The organism is Limosilactobacillus albertensis, assembly GCF_014145555.1.
Classification (GTDB): domain Bacteria; phylum Bacillota; class Bacilli; order Lactobacillales; family Lactobacillaceae; genus Limosilactobacillus; species Limosilactobacillus albertensis.
This window is the reverse complement of sequence record NZ_JACIVD010000069.1, coordinates 1-23,606: the sequence shown is the minus strand read 5'-3', so window position 1 is coordinate 23,606 and position 23,606 is coordinate 1. Positions and strand designations below refer to the sequence as shown.

General features: G+C 39.8%; 20 protein-coding genes and 1 other annotated feature. Of the genes, 7 read left to right on the top strand and 13 right to left on the bottom strand.

Going from position 1 to position 23,606, the window contains the following annotated elements:
• Positions 1-25 precede the first annotated feature (25 nt).
• Positions 26-5,086, top strand: a complete 5,061-nt coding sequence (locus H5S41_RS08705; RefSeq protein ID WP_182603002.1) for a mucin-binding protein — start codon at positions 26-28, stop codon at positions 5,084-5,086.
• Between the two features lie 89 nt (positions 5,087-5,175).
• Here H5S41_RS08705 and H5S41_RS08700 read toward each other — a convergent pair whose 3' ends face one another.
• The 7 genes from H5S41_RS08700 to H5S41_RS08670 form a co-directional block, all read right to left on the bottom strand.
• Positions 5,176-6,498 carry an MATE family efflux transporter gene (locus tag H5S41_RS08700; RefSeq protein WP_182603001.1) on the bottom strand — a complete coding sequence of 441 codons (1,323 nt, stop codon included), beginning with the start codon at positions 6,496-6,498 and terminating at the stop codon, positions 5,176-5,178.
• Between the two features lie 116 nt (positions 6,499-6,614).
• Complete coding sequence (locus tag H5S41_RS08695; RefSeq protein WP_182603000.1) at positions 6,615-6,947, bottom strand: ArsR/SmtB family transcription factor; 333 nt, start codon at positions 6,945-6,947, stop codon at positions 6,615-6,617.
• Positions 6,948-6,994: 47 nt separating this feature from the next.
• Positions 6,995-7,558 (bottom strand): cadmium resistance transporter, encoded by a 564-nt coding sequence (locus tag H5S41_RS08690; RefSeq protein WP_182602999.1) that lies wholly within the window; start codon positions 7,556-7,558, stop codon positions 6,995-6,997.
• A gap of 65 nt (positions 7,559-7,623) precedes the next feature.
• Positions 7,624-8,388, bottom strand: a complete 765-nt coding sequence (locus H5S41_RS08685; RefSeq protein WP_182598557.1) for an ABC transporter ATP-binding protein — start codon at positions 8,386-8,388, stop codon at positions 7,624-7,626.
• Complete coding sequence (locus tag H5S41_RS08680; RefSeq protein WP_153709276.1) at positions 8,381-9,280, bottom strand: ABC transporter permease; 900 nt, start codon at positions 9,278-9,280, stop codon at positions 8,381-8,383. The genes H5S41_RS08685 and H5S41_RS08680 overlap by 8 nt, the downstream gene beginning before the upstream one ends.
• Complete coding sequence (trpX, locus tag H5S41_RS08675) at positions 9,277-10,272, bottom strand: tryptophan ABC transporter substrate-binding protein (protein WP_182602998.1); 996 nt, start codon at positions 10,270-10,272, stop codon at positions 9,277-9,279. Before trpX ends, H5S41_RS08680 begins: the two co-directional genes overlap by 4 nt.
• Positions 10,273-10,643: 371 nt before the next feature.
• Positions 10,644-11,660: a C40 family peptidase gene (locus H5S41_RS08670; protein WP_182602997.1), complete on the bottom strand. Its 1,017-nt coding sequence runs from the start codon at positions 11,658-11,660 to the stop codon at positions 10,644-10,646.
• Positions 11,661-11,986: 326 nt separating this feature from the next.
• Here H5S41_RS08670 and H5S41_RS08665 point away from each other — a divergent pair, with 326 nt between their 5' ends.
• Positions 11,987-12,343, top strand: a complete 357-nt coding sequence (locus H5S41_RS08665; RefSeq protein WP_182602996.1) for a type II toxin-antitoxin system RelE/ParE family toxin — start codon at positions 11,987-11,989, stop codon at positions 12,341-12,343.
• A complete protein-coding gene (locus H5S41_RS08660) occupies positions 12,330-12,617 on the top strand; it encodes a helix-turn-helix domain-containing protein (RefSeq protein ID WP_182602995.1) in 288 nt (95 codons plus the stop codon). Before H5S41_RS08665 ends, H5S41_RS08660 begins: the two co-directional genes overlap by 14 nt.
• A gap of 316 nt (positions 12,618-12,933) precedes the next feature.
• Here H5S41_RS08660 and H5S41_RS08655 read toward each other — a convergent pair whose 3' ends face one another.
• The gene (locus tag H5S41_RS08655; protein ID WP_231833068.1) at positions 12,934-13,365 is read right to left on the bottom strand and encodes a helix-turn-helix transcriptional regulator; all 432 of its coding nucleotides are present in this window, start codon (positions 13,363-13,365) and stop codon (positions 12,934-12,936) included.
• 210 nt (positions 13,366-13,575) lie between these two features.
• Between H5S41_RS08655 and H5S41_RS08650 the strand changes: the two genes are divergently transcribed.
• From H5S41_RS08650 to H5S41_RS08640, 3 genes are all read left to right on the top strand, one after another.
• Positions 13,576-15,117: an ABC-F family ATP-binding cassette domain-containing protein gene (locus H5S41_RS08650; protein ID WP_182602994.1), complete on the top strand. Its 1,542-nt coding sequence runs from the start codon at positions 13,576-13,578 to the stop codon at positions 15,115-15,117.
• A 49-nt stretch (positions 15,118-15,166) separates the two neighbouring features.
• Positions 15,167-15,946, top strand: a complete 780-nt coding sequence (locus H5S41_RS08645; protein ID WP_182602993.1) for a putative ABC transporter permease — start codon at positions 15,167-15,169, stop codon at positions 15,944-15,946.
• A 78-nt stretch (positions 15,947-16,024) separates the two neighbouring features.
• Positions 16,025-16,618 (top strand): glycoside hydrolase family 73 protein, encoded by a 594-nt coding sequence (locus tag H5S41_RS08640; protein ID WP_182602992.1) that lies wholly within the window; start codon positions 16,025-16,027, stop codon positions 16,616-16,618.
• A gap of 82 nt (positions 16,619-16,700) precedes the next feature.
• Here H5S41_RS08640 and brnQ read toward each other — a convergent pair whose 3' ends face one another.
• On the bottom strand, positions 16,701-18,086 hold the full coding sequence (brnQ, locus tag H5S41_RS08635; protein ID WP_182602991.1) for a branched-chain amino acid transport system II carrier protein: 1,386 nt from the start codon (positions 18,084-18,086) through the stop codon (positions 16,701-16,703).
• Positions 18,087-18,137: 51 nt separating this feature from the next.
• Positions 18,138-18,376 (bottom strand) — a binding site (T-box leader).
• 63 nt (positions 18,377-18,439) lie between these two features.
• Positions 18,440-19,675, bottom strand: a complete 1,236-nt coding sequence (locus tag H5S41_RS08630) for a DUF2325 domain-containing protein (RefSeq protein WP_182602990.1) — start codon at positions 19,673-19,675, stop codon at positions 18,440-18,442.
• Positions 19,676-19,810: 135 nt separating this feature from the next.
• On the opposite strand from H5S41_RS08630, the gene H5S41_RS08625 reads away from it, so the two are divergent.
• Positions 19,811-20,890: a DHHA1 domain-containing protein gene (locus tag H5S41_RS08625; RefSeq protein WP_182602989.1), complete on the top strand. Its 1,080-nt coding sequence runs from the start codon at positions 19,811-19,813 to the stop codon at positions 20,888-20,890.
• 113 nt (positions 20,891-21,003) lie between these two features.
• On the opposite strand, the gene H5S41_RS08620 is transcribed toward H5S41_RS08625, so the two are convergent.
• The 3 genes from H5S41_RS08620 to H5S41_RS08610 all read right to left on the bottom strand — a co-directional run bounded on the left by H5S41_RS08620 (position 21,004) and on the right by H5S41_RS08610 (position 23,521).
• On the bottom strand, positions 21,004-21,288 hold the full coding sequence (locus tag H5S41_RS08620; protein ID WP_153709255.1) for a hypothetical protein: 285 nt from the start codon (positions 21,286-21,288) through the stop codon (positions 21,004-21,006).
• Between the two features lie 189 nt (positions 21,289-21,477).
• Entirely contained in the window at positions 21,478-21,675 is a 198-nt protein-coding gene (locus H5S41_RS08615; RefSeq protein WP_182602988.1) for a hypothetical protein, read from the bottom strand.
• Positions 21,676-21,925: 250 nt separating this feature from the next.
• On the bottom strand, positions 21,926-23,521 hold the full coding sequence (locus H5S41_RS08610) for an IS1182 family transposase (RefSeq protein ID WP_259395115.1): 1,596 nt from the start codon (positions 23,519-23,521) through the stop codon (positions 21,926-21,928).
• Between the last annotated feature and the right edge of the window lie 85 nt (positions 23,522-23,606).

The window sequence follows — 23,606 nt, the reverse complement described above, 5'->3', positions numbered from 1 at the left end:
AAATTACACAAAAAGGAGACGACAGATGGAAACAAAACAACATTACAAGTTATACAAATCGGGGAAATTATGGATGACAGCGTTGATTTCAGCTGGAATTTTATGGGGAGGAAGTCAGCAGATAATTCACGCTGATACTACGGAGAACGTAGATAATGTGGGGGGGGTAGTAGCCTCCACGGTGAGTAACCTAAGTGATAATGAAGTTACTCTTTCACCAGCTTCGGCACAAAGCAACATTGCTGAAAGTCCTGAAAATCAATTGAGTAAAAGTTCACAAACAACCGCTGAAACAAGTGCTCAAACTGGACAGTTCATAAGTGAATCAGCCGCTGAAAGCAATGCACCTCAAAGTGAGTCAGCAGCTGCTAGTGCTACAACGATGACTCAACCGGCTGAAACATCGGTTGCTAATCGAGTAGCTGCAGAAAGTACAAGTACGGCATCGGCTGTTGCGACTACTTCTACTCAAGCGGTTGATTCAACAATTACAGTAAGCAATCCAGCAAATTATCCAACTGATGCGGCTAAATTAGTTGATAAAAATGCTCTGGGCGAGCCATACTACATTTATCAAATCGTTAAATTAGATGGATCAACAATTAACGGTAAAGATGCGCACTTAATTTTATCTGTTGACACTACTGATCCACAGGGGACTAACTATCTTTATGTGACAGATGCTTCTTATACAAAGAGTTATCAAAAATATATCGTGAGGCCTAATGAATATGTTGATATAACAGTTAGCAGTAATGGTTCAGCAATTAAGAACCCTCAGCAAACACAGGTATATCGAGTTTCCAATACCGGTGCATATACATTAGAATTTAACGGAAAAGAAATTAGTGTTCCGGCCTCCGTTTCAATAAAATCTTATTTACGGGTTACTCCAGTTTATGGTTTAGGAAACCAAAATAGTATTCACTACACCGATAAAGTTGATATTTCGCCAGAAAACAATGCACCAGCGATCGAATATATTTATCTGGACAAGGATGGTAACTATACTACTAGCGAAAACCTTCCTGCAAATGTTCCGGTTAACGGGATTACAGGCCAACAATTTGTGATTACAAATGTTGATAGCTATAAGCAGGTACTAAATGGCTATTATCTTACTAACCAGCAAGGGAGTTTGGCAAATACCGCCAACGGAGCATATGAAGGAACAATATCGCAATTCCAGATTGGTCAATATTACCAAAAGACATTGTATGATTGGGATCGTAATGTTTCACAAACACTAATATACGAATTAATTGATCCACAGGGGACAATGAACATTTCTCTCTTGAGACCAGGACAAAAAACAGAAACGGTGACAGTTCCGGTTAATGAATACAAGACTTTTAGTAATGGTACTCTTGCCCGTAACCCATTTGTTCCGGGAGCTAACTCGGTACAATTAATTTATGCTGACTTGGGAAAGATAATTCCAGTAGATGAAAATGGTAATCCAATCGCTGGGGCTGACCAACCAATCTACAATAATGATCCTAATGATCCGCACAAAGCAGGAGCAACCCAAGCACCTGATTTAACAGCGCTGGGGTGGGTACTAGCAGATCCTACTCAAGCAACGATTATTCCTGGAAACCCAGGTGCAGATACCCTGGTCCAATATCGACGCGTTGTTGTTAATACCGAAGAAAAGGTTGTTACCCAAACCGTTGAATATAAATACGCTGATGGAATTACACAGGGACGACCAGTATTACCACAGAATGTTGTACAAAGTTTGACATTTACACATACGGTTATTACAAACCCGGTAACAGGAAAAGTAATCTCAGATACGTGGACACCAGCAGGACAATTTACAGCGGTAGCGTCACCGGAGATTGAAGGTTTCTGGGCAGACCAAAAACAAGTTGGCGGAAATGATAATGTTACCCATGAGACACCGAGTACGGCATTTACGGTCTTATATGCCGGACCAAATGAATCAACTGAAGAAAAGACTGTCACTCAAACAGTTCGTTATGAGTATCTTGATGGAGTGACAGATGGACGTCCGGAATTACCGAAAGATAATGTTCAAACGTTAACGTTTACTGCGACTATTCAACGCAACCCCGAAACTGGGGAAATTATAAGTACTACTTGGTCGCCAGCACAAAACTTCACGTTAGTTGATACTCCTAAGTTAGACGGCTACTACTACAGTGATGCCAAGGCAGGAAGTATTGAGAGTGTGACGCATGAAAGCGGTAATACTGAATATATTGTTTACTATGCAGCACCAACATCGACAACCGAAGATAAGGTGCTTACCCAGACTGTTCACTATCAGTATGCAGATGGGAATAGTCAGGGACGTCCAGAACTGCCAAAAGATAATGTCCAATATATTACATTTACCCAGACAACACTTACAAATCCATTTAACGGTAATGTTGTTGCGTTCTATTGGACCCCGACAAATGATCAGTTTGAACTAGTACAAACACCAACGATCAATGGCTTTTATGCAGATATTGCAGTGGCAGGAAGTAATGATTACGTAGTTCCAGAAGACAGTGATACTTACTATGTGGTTAACTATGCGGCGCCGGTAAGCACAATTGCTGAAACGAAAGATGTAACTCAAACAATCCGCTATGAATATCTTGACGGTGTTACAGAAAATCGGCCGGCCTTGCCACAAACGGATGTCCAAAAGCTAGTGTTTAACCGTGTAGTAGTTACTAATCCATACACTAATGAGGTTATTTCAGATACATGGAGTCCAGCGCAAAACTTTACGGCCCTTGAAACCCCGGTACTTGCAGGATTTTACTATGATCTAGCTCAAGCTGGTAGTAATGCTGAGGTAACACATGAAAGTGGCGATACTGAGTATGTTGTTAAGTATGCGCCTGCACAGGTTTCCACCACGGATAAGACAGTGACCCAGACAATTAAATATCAATACGCAGATGGGGTTACAACGGGACGGCCAGTATTACCACAAAATAATGTCCAGACGTTAACGTTTACGCAAACGACATTAACGAACCCATTCACGGGTGAGGTGCTTTCAAGTACATGGAGTCCAGCACAAAACTTTACGCTGGTTACGACCCCAGAACTGGCAGGTCTCTATTACGACTTAGCTCAAGCAGGAAGCACGGTGAATGTAACGCATGAAAGTGGCGATACTGAGTATGTTGTTAACTATGCTCCAGCGACAGAAACGACTGAGAGTAAGGTAGTGACCCAGACAATTCGATATCATTATGCAAACGGTGTAAGTGGAAACCCAGCATTATTACCGACTGATAATGTTCAACAACTTGAGTTCACGCGGACGATTTTAACGAACCCGTTTACAGGTGAAGTGATTAATGACACATGGAGTCCAGCGCAAAACTTTACGGTAATTACAACACCAACTATTGCTGGCTATTACTATGATCAGGCCCAAGCAGGTAATACAGTGGCGGTAACGCATGAGAGTCCTAATAAGATTTATGATGTATACTACCTTGCACCAGATACAACAAGCGAAATTAAAACAATAACACAAACTATAAAATATGAGTACGTAGATGGGGTAACCGCTGGACGGCCAACATTGCCACAGAATAATATACAGAACCTGACGTTTACTCAAATAATTGTTAAAAATCCAATTACGGGCGAGATTGTATCTACTAGCTGGAGTCCAGCGCAAAGCTTTACGATAGTTAATACACCAGAACTAGCAGGTTTCTACTACGACATTGCGCAAGCGGGTAGTAATCAACTAGTTACTCACGAAGACGCTAATACTGAGTATGTTGTTAGGTATGCACCAGCTAAAGTGGTTACTGAAGAACAACAGGTTACTCAAAATATTAAATATGAGTATGCAGATGGGGTAACCGCTGGACGGCCTTTATTGCCAGAAAACAATGTCCAAAAGCTTACTTTTACCCATACAGTGACTACTAACCCATTTACGAATGAAGTGATTTCGGATGAGTGGACACCAGCTCAAAGCTTTAGTTTGGTAGATACGCCAATTCTAGAGGGCTTCTACTATGATATGGCACAAGCTGGAAGCAGCCAGTCGGTAACTCATGATAGTGCTAATACTGAGTATGTTGTAAAATATGCACCGGCACGTGTAACTACCGAAGATAAAACGGTGACACAAACTGTTAAGTATCAATACGCAGATGGAGTTACAACGGGACGGCCAGTATTGCCACAAAATAATATCCAGACGTTAACGTTCACACAAACGACATTAACAAACCCATTCACAGGTGAAGTGCTTTCGAGTACGTGGAGTCCAGCACAAAACTTTACGTTGGTTACGACCCCAGAACTAGCAGGCTTTTACTACGACCTTGCACAAGCTGGAAGCACAGTGAATGTGACACATGAAAGTGGTGACACTGAGTATGTGGTTAACTACGCAGCTCCAAATGTTACGACAGAAACTGAAAAGGTAACGCAAAACGTTAAGTATGAGTATGAAGACGGCGTGACGGAAGGGCGACCAAGTCTACCTGATGATAAAACAATTACTGTTGAATTTACTCATACGGTGGTGACAAATCCGTGGACTGGTGAAGTGATTGAAGACAAATGGAGTCCAGATCAAACAATCGAGATGGTTAAGACGCCAGAAATCGCGGGCTTCCATCCAGATCAAGCCGAAATACCAGCGATTACAGTTTCTCATACAAATGAAAATATTAATCATGTTGTAAAATACGTGGCAGATGAGCAGCCAGTTCAACCAGAGCCGGTTACTCCTGAACCAGATGAGGGTGATCAAAAGGAACCAACTATTCCTGAACAACCAATCATCCCAGCTGACAAAGAAACTCCGGTATCAGATCCGGTAGACCAACCCAAAACGGAGGTTAATCAAGAAGCAGTTGTTCAACCCGTATCTGTTAAGCCGCTTCAAAAGACTCAACCGGTAGCTCAACCAGCGACAATGAGTGTGAGTGAGAAGGGTGAGACGACAGATAGTCCGACAAAAGAAAATCAGCAATTACCACAAACTGGTGAGCAAAACTCAGTTGCAATTACTGCATTAGGATTGTTAGCTGGTGTTGTAGGACTATTAGGCCTTGGATTAGGAAAACGGAAGACAAAAAATTAATTAAAGATAGGTAGGATAAAACCCTTTAAGATCGACAACTTAGATCGATTTTAAAGGGTTTTTGAAGTTGGCTCTTATTAAAGAATCTTTTATTTAAAATGTGGACGGTAGAAATAGAAGAAGACGAGTGCCAAAATAAAAGTTAAACAATCAGAGACGGCTTGGGCAGCAACAATGCCGGTATAACCAAATAGTTTTGCTGAAATGCTAATTACTACGCCAAAAATTAATCCTTGGCGGCAAAATGATAGCCAAAATGCGGGGGTTGCTTTCCCCATTGATTGGAACATGGTTGTAAAAACGAGAATAGTACCAGCAAGGGTTGTTGAAGCTGATAACCACCGAAGCATCAATGCTCCTTCTTTTACTATCTTGGGGTCATTCATAAAAATACGGATGATATGTGGAGCAAAAATGAACAGAATAATAGTGAGGATAAAGGCGAGACTAGCGACAACTCGAATATCAAATTTGACGACTTTATTAAAACGTTCCTCATCTTTGGCGCCATAAACATATCCGATCAATGGTTGGGCACCGAATGCAAACCCAATCATAATCATATTGATGATCATACTAGCCTTCATTGCGATTCCCATAGCTGCAACGCTATCCGCACCGTAGACAATTAAGTAACGATTAGTTAAAGCAACAGCGAATGTTGCCATGATGTTAGTAACAGAAGCGGGAATTCCAATAGCATAGATTTCAAATTGGAGTTTCCAACTAATTTTAGTTTCATGAATTGAAGTGGTCAGTTTTTTACTTTTTGATTTCAAGTAATAAATCATTAGTATATCGCCAATCACAGTACTTGTTACCGTTGCAAGAGCAGAGCCAGCCGCACCTAATCCACAAGTGAAAATAAAAATGGGATTAAGGACAATATTGATTCCGGTACCGACCATGCTTGCAATCATTGACTGAACAGCTAGACCTTCCGTTCGTAAAATATTAGTTGGCGAAAGCCCAAAGATAACAAAAACAGCTCCCCAAGCAATTACTAGGTAATATTCACGTGCATATTTCCAAGTAGCTGGTGAGGCACCCAGTAAATGTAGAATCGGGGTTTGAAAGGCAACCATTATTGCAGTTACAATAATTCCACAGATAATTGGAGCGTAGAAACAGTACCCGCTAACGAACCGTGCTAGTTTATCACGACGTTCACCAAACAATCGTGAAATAACTGAACTACCGCCAAGGCCAAAAATATCACCGAGCGCAATCATTAGCGTAAAAACTGGTGCTCCCTGGGAAACGCCGGCAACTAAATTAGGATTACCTGTTTTAGCGACGAAAAAGGTATCAACCATGTTATAAATCAATGTCACAGCCATGCTTAACACAACTGGCAGCGCAAGGGTGAAGTATGCTCGTTTGATTGAAGAGTGTTCAAATAGCTCGTCCATATTAAATCTCCTTTTGACAATCTACTAATTATTTTACGCTAATTAACGCAACAATGGTAAGCAAGGATTTATAACGAAAAAAGTGGACAGAGGAATAGGTACCCTCTATCCACTTTTTATTTATATAAGTTACGGGGATGCGGCTCGCCTTTTATCTCATGCTTAACATGTTTTAACATGTCATCAATCATTTCAATAACGTGCGGATCATCTAAGGCATAGTATACGCGGGTCCCTTCTTTGTGCCGGCTAACTAATTGGTAGCGATATAGAATACCAAGTTGTTTTGAAATGATAGGCTGAGCAAGGTGAAGATCGTTAACAATCGTTTTGACATCAGCTTCATTATTATAGTGCCGAAGAAAGTACAGGATATTCAACCGTGTACTGTTACTTAAAACTTTGTAGATTTTAGCAGCTTCATCGATAAAGGCCTGGGTTGAAGACAATGTTCGCTGCTCCTCCTTTTAATTGGTTTAATAATTATTATACCAAATTATAGGAGCCGAATAAGGTGGGTAATGAGTCCGCTGTCCCAGAAAACGTAACAACCAACGCTAATGTAGATGATCTTCATTAAAATCTCGCTATAACGCTGCATTAGTTGTTTAATTAGCGGAATATTACCAACACCCTTAATGAGCATTACAATTGCGATTGAAAGAATGACCACAAAGCCGATAGCCTGAATAAATTGTTGTACGGTGAGACCAGTCAAAATTGGTAAGAAAATTGAAAGATTACAACCGGTGCAAACTGCAAGATAAGTTATTAGAGTAGTCACAATCGGTCCGTGCTTTTCTAAATGATCAGGATCTTCATCATTATCATGAAGGGCCATATAGATCGGCAGAATTCCCAGAACACCCAAAATCCATTCAGGGAGAAAAACAGCAAGGGCCTTTCCGAGTAGAAAACTAATAGTAACGAGGATTAGAAGGGCACAAAGATAGCCGATGATTACCTCCCGAAGGCTATAACGGTCAAGTAAAAAAATTAGGATAAAAAAGAAATCAAGGTTTACTGCAAGAAATGTGATGAAGATAATCCACCAATTCATAAATAACACTCCTATATATCAAAATCGATATATTTAAAATATACCAAAAATGATATATAGTCAACCTAACCTTCAAAGTAGGCGTATAATTTTTCGGCAGTAAGATTTTTCCGTTGGTCGGCATTAAAGTCAGCCTTAATTTCACCATCTTTGAGGACAATTAGCCGATTACCATATGTGAGGGCATCTTCAAGATTATGGGTAATCATTAAAGCAGTTAAATGATCTTTAGTGATCCGTTCGTTAGTTGCATGTAATAAGTTCAAACTCGTATGCGGATCGAGGGCAGCAGTATGTTCGTCGAGTAAAATAATATCGGGGCGTTTAATTGTTGCCATTAGGAAACTCAACGCTTGCCGCTGTCCACCCGAAAGAGCACCGGTTGCAGTGTTCATTCGCTTTTCGAGACCGTTATTCATTGTTGCAGCTAGTTTAGTAAAGCGCGCCATATTACTCTTTAACTTGCGGGGAATAAGGTGTCGCCGTTCGCCACGCTTTGTTGCTAATAGCATATTTTCAGCGACTGTCATCCGCGCGGCCGTGCCAAGTTTAGGGTCTTGAAAAACACGAGATAAGAAGGCAGTTCGCTGTTCTTCAGTTGTATTGGTAATATCTTGACCATTATGCAAAATTCTTCCTTCATCAGCATGAAGGTTTCCGCCAATCACGTTAAAGAGGGTTGATTTACCGGCACCATTAGTTCCAACAATGGTGATAAAGTCGCCTTCATTAATTTTTAGGTTAAGACCTTTGAGGATAGTAGTTTCGTTAGAAGTACCTTTGTTGACAATTGTTTTGACACCCTGTAATTCTAAAATAGGTTTACTCATGAGGGCGAACTCCTTTCAAAATTGGCTTTTTAAGATGGATACGTTCTTCGAGTTGTGGCAGCATCATGCAGATTGCAAGGACAACGGAGGAAATGAGGTTGAGGTCGTTGGCTGAGAAACCTAATTGTAGTACGGCTAGTAAAATAATGCGGTAAATGATACTACCGAGAGTAACAGCGACGAGTCGTTGATTAAGCGTTAATTCTCCAAAGGCGACTTCGCCGATAATGATGGAAGCAAGGGCAATAACGATTGTTCCAATTCCCATGTTAATATCTGCATAGCCATTATTTTGAGCAATCAATGCGCCACAGAGACCAACAATTCCGTTTGATACCATTAAGCCGATAATTACCATTATGTCAGTATGAATACCAAATGATTTTGCCATGGTCGGATTATCACCAGTAGCAATGAAAGCTTGTCCATAATCAGTAGCGAGGAAGAAAACAAGGATTACTGTAATAATCGCAATTGTAATCATTCCCAGAAAGACGCTATCAAAGTACTGGGGAAGACTGCGCATGAATGAGCCGCTGAAGAGCGTTTTTTGACCGAGCAGGGAAACGTTGGATTTACCCATAATTCGGAGGTTAACTGAATAAGCCGCTGTCATGGTCAAAATTCCGGCTAACAAACTAGGAATTTTTCCTTTTGTATAAAGCAACCCGGTGATTAAACCAGCTAGCATTCCTGCTCCAATTGCGATGAGGGTTGCGAGAAAAGGATTAATACCATGAGTAATTGCGGCGACCGCACTAGCAGCACCTAATGGGAAAGTCCCTTCAACAGTCATGTCAGCAAAATCGAGGATTCTAAAGGTCAGATAAAGTCCGAGACCAAGTAAAGCCCATAATAGTCCTTGACCAATTGATGATACGATTAGATTCATTTGTAAACCTCTCCTTTCGTTTCGGCATCTTTTTCAAATTGAGCAGGAATCCGTAAATTAAGTTTCCGTGCTTGTTTAATATTAAGAACCGGTGTCCCGTGTTTCATATACTCAATTGGCGTGTCTGCCGGTTTTGACTTCCCTTTGAGAATTGCAACCGTCATTTTAGCACCTTGAACTCCTAATGCCCGTTGGTTAACGCTATAAGTTGCAACGCCGCCTTGTTTGACCATTGTGTCGGTTGCAGGGAAGACTGGTTTGTTCGCAGCATCGGCGTTCTTGACTAGTGTCTGCATTGCACCAGCGATTGTATTATCGGTTGGTACAATCACTGCATCGACTTGACTAAGCATTTGTTCAGAAACCTGGTTCAAGTCGTTGCTGTTTGCGATTGAATAAGCTTTTAAGCTGATATGCATTTTGCGACACTCACGCTTTATTTGGTGGTAACCAGCTACTGCGGAAGCATCACTTGACGTGTAGATAACGCCAAGTGTTTTCATTCGTGGCATAAATTGTTTAATTAAATTAAGCTGTTCATGAATTGGCGCTTGATCAGATACACCAGTGATATTGCCGCCGGGATGCTGATTATTTTTAACTAGCCCTGCCGCTCTTGGATCAGTAACGGCTCCCAAAACGATTGGTGTTTTTGTCGTTGAATTTGCCAATGCCTGTGCCGCTGGTGTTGTGATTCCAAAAAGGACAGTTGAGTTGTCGTTAACAAGTTTAGAAGCCATTGTTTTAAGATTGCTCTGATCACCATTTGCATTTTGGTATTCAATCTTAATGTTCTTACCGTTGTGATAGCCTTCCTTTGCTAGTTCATCAACGTATCCTTTATAAATCTCATCTAGTGCTGGGTGATGCATTAAAGTTAAAACCCCGACTTTGGGAATTCGCTGCCTATTTACAAACCCATTATTTTCCTTGAAGAATGCGAAACAAAGGAAAGCAATAATAATTGCAATTAAACTGTACATTCTTTTCATCTGAAACTTCACCTCACAAAATAATAAAAAACGAGAGCCCACACTACGGACTCTCGCTTTTGAAAGGCAAAATAAAAAGTCCGCATGTGGATCCATGCGGACTGAAATGAACATCAAACTCAGCCGGCACAGATGCAATCTGTCTTTTCAGGTCGCATCCATGACGAAACAACCTGAATCACCGGCTTTGCCAACGAGTATTAACGTTGATAGTTTGATATACGTTCATTATACTTACTCCCTACATAATTAATTGCTGTTAAGTATAGCGAATGTTTATTAAACTGTCAATATAATTATTAAAATCTGCTAAGAAAAAAGCAAGATAGCGAAAATGTTTCTGCTATCTTGCTTAGAATTCTATTACGCTCTTAGTTCATGCTGATGTAGAAGCTAGGAGTGTAGTAGTTGATATTACCAGTTTGAACATTTTGACCTGGTGCAGGAGCTTGGATGTAGCCACCATTACCAGTAGCAATTGCAACGTGGTAAGGAGCGCTATCTGGGCCCCAGAAGTAAAGGTCACCGCTTTGTGCGTTTTGAATATCAGAGTGGTGAGCACCGAGGTTTGTTTGTTGGTAAGTAGTCCGGTAGTTTGAGCCAAGGCCGTATGAGTATTGAACTAAACCTGAGCAGTCAAAACCACCTGGTTGGTTACCGCCCCAAACGTAAGGCGTGCCGAGTTGTGCTTGGGCAGTAGCAACGGCAGAAGCAGTAGACCCATTACCTTGACCAGCAGCTGCTTGGGTAGCAGGGGTTGCTGAAACAGCAGCGGTGCTTTGAACAGTAGTATTGCTTTGTGGAGTTACAACAGCTTCAGTAGCAGCGTATGTAGTTTGTGTTGGTGTTGCAGTAGCGTTAGTAGCTAGAGTAGTAACGTTATTGTTTGCAACATTTGCACTGGTTTGAGCAACGTTGATAGTAGCAGAAGCAGCACTTACTTGGGCTGGTGCTTGAGATGCAACGTTAACTTGAGCAGTAGCATTGTTATCAGATGCAGCTGAAACAACAGTCATTGGTTGTGCTTGATCAGCGACGTTGCTTGCATTTGTAGTAGAAACAACGGGAGTAGTTGAAGCAGTTGTTTGTTGTACAGCAGCTTGACTAGCATTTGCGTTATCAGATGCAGTTGGTGTAGCAACAGTTGCAGCAGCAGAAGCAGTACTGATAGCAGAAGATGGGATAACTAATTGTTGACCAACGTAAATTACGTTAGGGTCAGCTAATTGGTTAGCTGATGAGATTGAATCAATGGTAGTAGCGTATTGTTGAGCAAATCCCCAAACAGTATCTCCTGATTGTACTTGAACTTGGGTGTCGGCACTTGCCGTGTTAGCAACAGCTAATGCACCAGCAGCACCTAAAGCAGCGACAAGAACTTTTGACATTGTTTTTTTATTAGCGATAATAATTCACTCCTGAATTTGTTTGTTTTTTATTTCATATGATGCATCTTTTTGTGCACTCTTTTACTATATGATGATATTGTGAAGAAGATATGAAAAATATCTTAAGGGTGGCGGTTGTTACATAATTGTTAAATTGCTGTAATAATTTGAAGAAATTGAAGAAAGTATCTTGGACTTCATGGAGAACGTCGGAATATTTGATGGAAAGTACAATTATGTTTCATAGCAGTTAGGCTTACTTTATAAATTGGCAATAGGTAGGTTAGATAATTGATTTATGATAGCTGATCTGCTATCATAAATATATGAAAGTAATAGAATTTGGTTATTATGATTGGGATGAATTTGAGGAGTATTTAGACAGTTTGTCTGATAAGGATGCCGCTAAACTGTTAGCAGTGATTAATAATATTGAGGAGCAAGGACTATCGATTGCTGAGCGGCAAAAATGGACAAAAAAGTTAGAATCAAATCTTTATGAGATCCGTTCTAAACATTCTTCAAATATTCAACGTGCGATTTACTTCCATTGGGAAAATAATAAGTACGTTATTACGCAAGGGTTTACTAAGAAAACTCAAAAAACCCCAAGGCGCGAAATCAGAAAAGGATTACGTAGACGCAATATTTATGAAGGGAGCCATCAACATGAGCAAAATTGATGAATACATTGCAAAACGAAGCCAGAGAAGCGCTAATTTTGCTAGGGAATATAAAGAAGAAAATCAGCAATTACAGGTCGCTGTTGAAGTTCATAATCTCCGGGACAAGCTTGGTATGAGCCAGCGCGAGTTTGCAAAGTTAGTAGGAAAGCCACAGTCAACAATTGCTAGAATTGAAAGTGGAAAAATGAATGTTTCTATTAACGTTTTAAATGAAATTGCTGATGCAACTAATCAAAAATTGACGGTTCGATTTGAACCTATAACGGCTTAAAATATTTTTTAATATTATGAGTAATAATTCCCTCTTAGATTTAATGGGGAATTATTTTATTTTAAATAAAAATAACTCCTTAATATAACAAAAAGAATAGTCCTTAACTTTTGATTAATATGATGAGTGCTATTTAACCATATATTTTTGAAAAATCTCCATTAATCCAATCATTATGAACAATAAAGTTTCTAGGTAGTTGTTAAGATGATCATTACGAATGATTACCATGATTGCAATAATGGTCAATAAAATTCCCCAAAATATTTTACCGGTTAAAGAAAATTTCTGATTAAAAAAGTTGTTTCCTTTTTGCTTATATGCTTGTTTGCTCATTCCTAAAAAAGAACGGTTTTACATGCTCACCATAAAGGATAGCTACTCCGAAAACAATCAAAAAAGAAAATATACAAAAATTAACGGTCGGAGAATTATAATCTACTAGATAATTTGTCAGCAAGAAAAACAATCCATACATTATGAAAAATAGTCCCCTAAAAATACTAAAAGCGTTATAAGCCTTTCCTTGGTCCAAATCCTTTTTTAAATTTTTGTCGCCCTTAAGTAAGAAGTCAATTGAGACTTTGTATATATCGCTAATTTTAACAAGCGTATCTAAGTCGGGATAACTTTTTCCTTGTTCCCAGTTGGAAATCGTTTGTCGGGTGACATGTAGTTCCTTGGCAATTTCAGCTTGAGTAAGTCCTAAGTTATTACGTTGTTCCTTGATATAGTTTCCGAATTCCATTATGGTGCTCCTATGTTTTTAGATAAGTATATGAAATTTATCAAGATGAAACTAGCAAAGATTTATTGCGTTCTTGATATATCTGCGATCTTTGAAGGCAGTTGATGTGCTGGAATCTTTTCAATAAATTGAAGCTACACCCCAAAATATGATAGTATGGATAGCAGTTTTTAGCTCGTAATAAGTAAGAAAAAAGAGGAGAGAATATAAATGGCAGTATTAGATGTTGAAGGTCTGACGATGAGCTACGCCGATAAAAAGCTCTATGAAGATGCCAGCTTTCAACTAGAAAAGCACGAACACATGGGAATCGTCGGACAAAATGGTGCTGGAAAGAGTACGTTAATTAAGATTCTTATTGGAAAAACCCTCCCAGTAGATGGGAGCATTAAATGGCAAAAAGGGATCAAAATTGGTTATTTAGACCAGTATGTTGATATTCCGGCGGGGATGACCCTAATTGATTTCCTTCATACTGCCTTTACGGAACTTTACCAACTAAATGATCAAATGAATAAGCTGTATGCTGACTATGCGGAGAAAATGGATGATGAGCTTCTCACTAAAGCTGGTCGTATTCAGGAAAAACTAGATGCGAATAATTTCTATGAGATTGAAACAGAAGTAGAACGGGTAATGAATGGTTTGGGACTAACTGATATTGGTAAAGACCATGTTGTTTCTGAGATGAGCGGGGGACAGCGATCAAAGATTATTCTTGCTAAGATGTTGCTTGAAAATCCAGATGTTATTTTACTTGATGAACCGACAAACTATCTTGATACTGCCCATATTGAATGGCTAATTAGTTATCTTAATGATTTTGACGGTGCAGCAATGATTATTTCACACGATTATGATTTTCTTGAACAAGTTACGAATACAATTTGTGATGTATCATTTGGTAAGATTACTAAGTACCGGGGAAGCTTCCAACAAGCAATGCGCCAAAAAGAAGAACGCAAGGAAGCGCAGGAACGTGAATATGAGAAGCAACAAGTCGTTATCGAAAAGGCACAACGCTTTATACGTAAAAATAAGGCGGGATCAAAATCGACAATGGCTAAGTCCCGTGAAAAGATGCTTGCGCGGATGAAGAAAATCGATCCGCCAGAAGATAATTTGAAAGCTACCTTCCATTTTCCGTATGAGAATACCGGATCTGCAAATGCACTGCGGGTAGAAAAATTGTCAGTTGGTTATAACCGTCCATTACTTGCACCAGTTACTTTTTCAATGACGATGGGTGAAAAACTACTATTTACCGGGTTTAACGGGGTTGGTAAATCAACGTTAATTAAGTCAATCTTGAAGAAAATTCCAGCACTAGGCGGAACGGCAACATTCTCGCCATCTGCACGGATTAATTATTTTGATCAGGATCTTGAGTGGGATGATCCGACGCTTACGCCTTTGCAGACGATTCAGAATATGTTTCCAACGATGCAACCGCGGACGATTCGTACAAAATTGGCACGTGCGGGAATTAATGCTGCCAATACGATGAAAGAGATGAATCTTTTATCAGGGGGCGAACAGACAAAGGTCAAATTAGCGATTCTCGAATTAACGCCATGTAATTTCTTAATTATGGACGAACCAACCAATCACCTAGATGATGAAACAAAAGAGGGATTGAAGAAAGCTCTTCAAGATTTCCCGGGAAATTTGATTTTAGTTAGTCACGAACAGGGATTCTTTGAAGGATGGCTTGACAAGATTCTTAATGTTGAAAAACTTAGCTTGAAGTAAGTATATTTTTCATATCTATGAGACAATGAATTCAAAAGGAGGGATAACGATGCCCTATACACTTTCTGAAATCATTGTCTTATTTTTTACATATTCGTTTATTGGCTGGCTGTGGGAAACGTGCTACTGCTCAATTAAGGACCATCATTTTGCCTACCGTGGTTTTTTGTTTGGTCCATATTGTCCGGTATATGGATTCGCGGTTACGACGATCTTGATTACGACCTTTCCGTTTCAAGATAATATTTTTTTACTATTTATAGTCGGATTCATTGTTGCTTCGATTTTTGAATACGTTGCTAGCTGGTTCTTGGAGAAATTGTTCCATATGAAACTATGGGATTATTCACATCTGAAAGGAAATATTCAAGGACGAGTTGCTCCTCAAATATCATTTTTCTGGGGGATTGGCGTAGTACTGTTAGTTAAGTTTATTCAACCAGTTATCCAGCGGGTAATTAATTGGGAAGAGGCATGGACTCACGGCATGTTAGCCTTAATTATTGTTTTAGTGATGGGGACAGATACTGTTTTGACTATTATCAGTGTGAAAAAATTCCATGTTACGACCCAGCAATGGGATGAACGAGCAGCAGCATACCGTAGAAAATTACGCGAACGTCTTGAAAGTGCTCAACCAGAAGACCGGGCTGTCCTTAAACACCGCCTTCATGATTGGCATCATCAATTTGCTCATCATTTAAATAATGAAGGAGCCAGCAAGCAATTGAGTTGGAACCATCGCCGGTTATTAAAGAGCTTCCCAAAGATGAAAATTACAGATAGCAAGTACTTTAATGAATATAAGAAAGATATTAAGAGTAAATAAGGATAGTTTCCAATTCTCGCTTTATTGTTAGAAACTAGTTATAATAGCGTCAAATTGGATATAAAGGAAAGATATATGATGAAAAAGGAAAGTAAAATTATTATTGCAAGTGTGCTTGCATTTCTAATTATTTTATTTGGGATTGTAGCGGCTATTATCCATCAATCTCCACAGATTCAGCGTGAAACGCATCCCGCAGATATAACGGTTAATGAATTTGTTCGGCAGATTGCACCAGCCGCGCAGCAAGAACAAAAGAAATATCACATTCCGGCAAGTATTACGATTGCGCAAGCCGGACTTGAATCTAATTGGGGTCGAAGTCGGTTAGCAAATAAATACAATAACTTATTTGGAATCAAAGCCAATAGTGATGATGAAAAAGTTCAAATGTATACTACTGAAAATATCCGTGGTAAAGATATTCAGGTAAAGCAATATTTCACAGTTTATAATAGCTGGGCGGATTCGATTAATGCCCACACATTATTAATCGTTAATGGAACTGCTGATAACCATGCCCGCTTTCGTGGTGTTCAAACTGCCCAGACTTATCAACAAGCAGCCTATGAGTTGCAAAAAAACGGATATGCAACCGACCCTAACTATGCAAGCAAGTTAATTTATGCGATTAAGAAGTTTAACCTTGCGCAATACGATAATATAAAGTAATTAAAAAACATAAAAAGTGGGAAATAACTCTTTCGATATTGAAAGAAATTATTTCCCACTTTTTTAACCTATAAGACACTTATTAATCTGCTTCGCTTTGGACATTGGTGGAAGCAACCCGTTGACGACGGAACCAGTGAACTAAGAGACCAAGGACTAAGCCGGCAAGTGCTGGAACAAGCCAGGATAATCCCATACTTGCAAGTGGCATCATATTGCGGAGTGCAGCTACTGATTGACCAAATGCGCTTTGGCTAACAACAGCTGGGAAAGCAACAACCATATCACCGAGAGCTGGTACAACGGTGAAGAGGACCACGAAGAAGTAAACAACACCATCACGATTAAAGAGTGGCGATGTAACTGATAAAAGGATTAGTACCATTGATAATGGGTAAAGAAACATTAACATTGGTGTTGACCAAGCGATGATTTGGTCTAATCCGAAGTTGGCAGTAAGAAATGAGGCAAGACAACTAAGTGCAAGCCATGCATGGTAACTAACCTTTGGGAAGTGCTTGTGGAAGTCTTGAGCAAAGGCAGCAACTAAACCAACAGCAGTAGTAAGACAAGTAACTGTTAACAAGAATGCAAGGACGATTTGACCAAATGCCCCGGCGTAAGCGTTGACTAATTGGTTAAAGGCAACTCCACCATCAGGAGAAACTTTGAAGCGTCCAAGTGACATTGCACCAAGAAGGATTAATAATAAGTAGATAAAAGCAACGGCACCCATTGAAAGTAACCCAGCCTTAGCGACAACCTTGGAAACTGCTTTTTCAGTACGTTGACCCATTGAGCGCACCGCAGTAACAACAGTAACCCCGAATGCAAGACCTGCAAGGGCATCCATTGTATTGTACCCTTCAAGGAAACCATTAGTTAAGGCATCATGAACGTACGCACTGGTTGTTGGTGCAGTAGCAGGGTTACCAAGCGGTTTAGCAAAACCAACAACAAATACTAAGAATAAAAGTACAAGGAAGACTGGATTTAATACTTTTCCGATGTTAGCTAAGATATCATTTTCACGGTATGAAAAGAAGAATGCAGCAGCGAAGAATAGTGCTGAGAATAATAGCAGTGCAACTGATTGGTATTGCTTATCAACGAAGGGAGCAAGTCCAACTGTAAATGAAACCGTTGCTGTTCGTGGTGTACCGAATAATGGACCGATTGTTGCGTGAATAAGAACCATAAAAGCTAAAGCAAAGCCAACGCCAAGTGGCCGACCGATGTCAAAGACACCTTCTGCACGAGTAACCGCAACGGCGAGAACTGACAAAAGCGGTAAGAGAACTCCGGTGATCAAAAAGCCAACTGCAGCTGGTCCCCAATGACTACCAGCTAATTGACCAAGGTGTAATGGGAAAATCAAGTTTCCGGCCCCAAAGAATAAACCGAAAAGCAATGATGCAACGACTAAATAGTTTTTGAATGTTAACTTGCGCGATGTTAAATCTTGCATGTTTTCTCCTCCTAATCTGATCCCAACAAAAAAGTCCCTTAGCCATATTGGCTAAGGGACGCTGAGCGTGGTACCACCCTATCATTGTACTGCTATTACTAACAATACCTCACACGTACGGCCATCATGGCGATACGCTGACACGATAATGGGTGTAACCACTACAGCTTACTGGTATTTAAGCTGTAGACTCGAAAGTGATTTTCAATTAAGGTTAAACTGTCTCCTCACACCACCCGAGACTCGCTGAAGTTATCGCCTAATCTACTCTTCTTTCTCATTGCGATCGAATAATTAAATTGTTGTAACTAATATTAACCCTTTTCTCATAAAAGTCAACAGTAAATTAAAATTTATTTATAGTTTTTTAAATCTTCACTGCTTTCGGCGTATGCAGGGTCTCCGTTTAATGCTCGTGCAATTGCTCGCTCGACTGCAGTGTTAGAAGTTACATTTGCAATTGCTAGTGGTTTTTCATAACGTTTAGCGTGATGGTTGGCAAGTTGACTGATTCGGTGGTGGATAGCATCGATGCAGACGATTACAAAATCAGCGTCACGGATTTCGCGCTTTAACTTGCTGCTAGAAACTTTTTCTTCGGCAGAAGCATCTAGTCCGCGGAAAAGACCATGGTGTTTATCAATAACTGGTTTAAGTCCCTTAACCTTACTCCGAATACCAGTGATTACAAGGATTTTACGCTGATGAAGGTCATAATCTAATTTTTTCTCATAATCATGACGCGGATTAGTAGGCTTTTTGACAACTTTTGGTTTAGCTGGTTGTTTGGTTGTATCGTAATCCTGCTTTTCATGAATCCAGCGAATAGAACCGTCTTTAGCATCTGCCAATCCATTACCGCGATCGTAGTAAGCAAAGTCAATAACCATCCCCGCTTTAATATCGCGACCGGGATACTTGAACGGATCAATGACAATTGTATTTTCTGGTGCCTCGTCGACAATTGAATTACCTTTAATTGTTTTGTTTAGTTGGAGGATATCTGAACCGGGAACACGTTTTAATTCACCATACTCAACAACATTAATTTTTTCGGGCGTGTATTCACGAAGGTGGTCACCGGTAATCCGCCGAATGACTGGTAGTCCCCGTACTTTTTGCTCATAGTCTAGTTGGGCGATATCGCCATCTTCAACAGGGAAAGGCAGCGCATGGAGAATTGCTTCTGGATAATAACGGTGATTGATCTCGGCACCGCTTAATTTGCGATGAACAAGATAGCAATTGTCAGCAGCTAGTCGTTCTTCTTCAGTAATTTTTTGTGGGGCAGGAGCGGTAGGGGAAGGTGTAGGCGTCGCTAAAGTTGTTTGCTCTTTATTGGCAGCGGGTCCGGTTAAGAGTGACTTAAGTGTTTTGCGTGCCTGTGGTGGGAGATTGCTGGCTGCTGGTTGAATTTTCCGTTGAACAAACCGTGGAGTAGACGGTTTAACAGGTTTGCTATCTTGATAATGGTTTAGAATATTAAGAATGGTGGTAAGACTCCGCTGTGTTTGTAAGAGGCTTTGCGGATCGTCAGTGGTGTTATTTAAAAGGTCAATTAATTCTTGACGATAATCATAAATTTCCATATTGCTTTCCTTTCTTAAAATAAGTTACTAGTTTCAATGATAGCAGTTAGTTAGCGCAATGTCAGTAATTAATGTGGTTAGCAGTAGTTTCAAAAGGTATAATAAGAGACAAAATTAGGATTGCGAGGACAGAAAATGGCACAACGGTTAATAAAATTATTTTCGCACAATGACTTAGATGGATTCGGGGCTCCATTGCTATTAAAAACGTTGCAACCGGTAATGTTTGAGAACACTGAGTTTGATATGACAAACTGTGGCGCGGGTCGAATTGATGAGGAATTAAGCCGGTGGATGCAAACAGCAGAAGCGGGGCGTTTTACAGATGTATATATTATGGATATGACACCGGATAGCGACTACTCATTTAAAATGCTTAATGAACGCTTTGCCAATCATTGGCTGGTTTTTGATCATCATGAGAGTGAAGCAGAACTACGGCAAAAATACGCAACAAATAGTATTGTGCCTGCTGATCCCGCGGTTAATCCGAGTGCAACTAGTTTAGTATGGGATTGGTTAAAACAGCAATCAGCTTTTACTAAGGTTGATGAACAGCGGCAAAAGGAGCTTGCTTATCTAGTTGAACTAATTCGTGCTTATGATACATGGGATTGGCAAAATGATCCTGAAATGGATGAACAGGAACGAATTGATGCGGATAACTTTGACCAGCTCTTTTGGTTTTATCCCCTACAAGATTCTGAGGAGTTTGTTCAAAATGTCTTTAATACTAGCTGGCAAAAGTACCAAGATGCAAATCGCTTATTGATTCGAACGCTTAATGAACGGCGGGCTAAGTATCTTAAGAGCCATTTGAAAGACGTTTTAGTAGCGGAACTCGATGGGCATAAATTCGGCGTAGTATATGCAAGTGATTACAAATCAGAAATAGCGCATGAATTACTAGAACAACATCCGGAAGTTGATGCTGCCTTGGTGGTTAGCCCGGTTAGTGTATCGCTTCGGAGCAATGGTAAGCTAGACGTGGCTAAGTTTGCTGAAAAGTACTTTAACGGTGGTGGTCATGCCGATGCTGCTGGCGGCCGGTTAACGGTCAATCCAATTGAAGTCGGCGAGCAGGCGGTGATTGATGACCTTAAGCAGACAATCGACAATCAGCAGAGTGAACAGAATTCAAATGAAAGTACCCTTGCGGATAACCTTGATCCGGAAGTTGCGGCTAAGATAGCGGCATTGTTTGGGAAAAAGTAATGTACAATCGAAACATAAAGTTAAATTCGATGATGACAGATTTGCCACCATCGGATTTTTAAACAAAAAAAAGAACCATGACCTAATGCCATAGTTCTTTCATGAAAAGTAAATCATGCTGTTGTGTGATTATTGTGGGTAACACTGTTTTCACGATAACCAAAGTAGAATTGAACAGCGGCAACGGCAATGTTTACCCAGTTCATTGTAAGGAACCAGCCGTTAAGAGCACTTGCATCGTGTGTCATGCCGTAATATACCCAAAAGCCAATTACAATTGCACATACGTTAATCCATGCGAATGTCTTTTGTAGAACTTGATTGTCAAGAGCAAACCACATCCATACAACGTTTACTACGAACCAGATTGCAAGAATCCAAAAGATAACGTCGAACATAGTATTATCTCCTTTCAAATCTGTACCTACACATACGAATAGATATGTTACCCAATAAAGAAGATTTACCTTTCACTTTCTATTATAAACTGGTTTTTATAGTTACCAAGAAAAAAGGCTTATAATTATGCAAGAATAGTACACTTATTCCATAATGATTTAAATAAAAACGTATCAAATAGTGTGAAATTAGCTAATTTTCCATGGGTTTGGTATACGACCAGTCTTAATAAAGTAGTCGGTAAACCGAGTAGTAAGTTGTGGAGAGATAATCACAGGACGGTGTGATTCGGGGGTAACAGGACGAACTGTTAAGTCAATTATTGGCAGCTGTTCTTCATTAATTGAAACTGACCATGAACAGTAATAAGTTGTTTTGTTTGGCAAGTGAAGTAATAGCTGTATTTCTTCACTAATAATTGCTATGTCGTGGCAACTGTGAATAAATTGAGGAAACTCTGTGGTAACTATTTGGCCATTAGTAACTGGAAAAGCTATTTGGTGGTTAGTAGCTGATTAAGAATAGGGATAATTTCCTTTTGCGTTAAAATCATAATAATCTACTCCTTTGAATTAATTTCAAAGGTTTTCAAGAGGCGATTAGCCTCGAATCAAAAGGGGCTGTGACATAAGTCCTTTAAATTAAGAGAACCGTTCGGAATTTCATTTGAAATTCTGAGCGGTTCTTCCTTTTCTTAAAATTAATACTAAATATGGACAGCCTCCCGGCGATCTTTTTCATATTCAGTGCCATTAGGGCAATTCCAATCTGACTTTTGGCTTTCTTGAGACCACGCACCGTGAACCTCTTGAAACCCAAATAAGCTTTCAAATTTCCAAAAACAGTTTCTACATCGTACTTGCGACGAGAATACGTAGTGGACTTTGAAAGCGACTTACGTGCTTTAGCTTTAAAATACTCCCATTGTGGATTAACCATAATATACTTAGTATTTCCACGTGGCGTTAATGCCTGAGGAATAACTTGGTGATTTTCATCGTACTTTTCGGCTTGATATACCTTAAAGTCGCGATGGAACTTATATTTATCGTTTCGGTAAGCGTATCGTTTAAAATTAAAGCGGACTCCAGCTGGATTGACATAGTAATCATCGTCTTCATGGTATTCCCAATTCATAACCTTTCGATCATCAGAGCGCCATTTGCGACTATTCTCTTTAATCATCGTGCTATAAGGAATTAGGGCGGTGCAATCAGGCAACTCATCTTCAAGATATTTATAATTACGTTCAGACCCATAACCAGCATCGGCTACAATTTCTCGTCCCAAAACTTCGTTCTGGGCGAGCTGCTTAAGAAATGGAATTAGTGTTCTCGTATCAGTGGGGTTTTGCATTAAGTCATAACCAAGCGTAAATTGCGAATTAGTCATAATTTGAAGATTATATGCCGGCTTAGTTTGTCCATTACGCATTGGATCTTCTTTAACGCGCATAAAAGTAGCTGCGTGATCTGTTTTAGAGTAGCTATTCCGTGAACCAGCGATCTGCATTTGAGTACGATATTCTAAATTTTTTTGGCGACAGTGTTCTAAAGCGCGGCGATATTTTTTGGCGTGGCGTCGTTCTTGTTTGGCCGGATTAGGCGAAACCTTAGCGGTTTCGCTTACCTGTTGATTCAATTCTTCGATACGTTGTTCAAGAAGCGCAATAATAGTATCGAGCTGATCAACGTCAAAGTTATTCTCGTCAACGTCGATTTTAACTTCAGCTTGCTTGATTTCTTGAAGCAGTTTACGGGCTTTTTCAACGTTTAATTCACTATATTTGATCGTACGCTTCTTCCAAACAAAGGAGTACTTATTTGCGTTAGCCAGAATTTTAGTGCCATCAATAAATGAAGCCTCATCAATCATTCCTTGAGCTTTCAAGTAGTCATGAAACTCCTTAAAACTGCTTTGGATCATTTCTTCTAAGTCCTTAGAAATCACAAAGCGAGCAATCGTACGGTAAGTTGGTCGCTGTTCTTGAGTTAACCACATTGCGACAATATTTTCACGAGCAAAGCGTTCAATTTTCCGACAGGAAATAATACCGTAACTGTAGGCTAAAAGGACCAATTTTAATAACATTCTCGGATCGTATTCCCTTGGTCGCCCCATAATATTAGGCTTGCGGATCGCAAGGCCTTCAACTAATTGGTTAATATAACGAGCAGGATGGTTTAATTCAGGTTCATAGGCAGTAGGTATGTTCAAACTAAGTTGATTCATGTTATAATTAGTTTCCAATGTTTTATATATCCTTTCGAGGGTATTTTGAAGACATCGACGGGCTGGTCGGTGTCTTTTTCTTTTA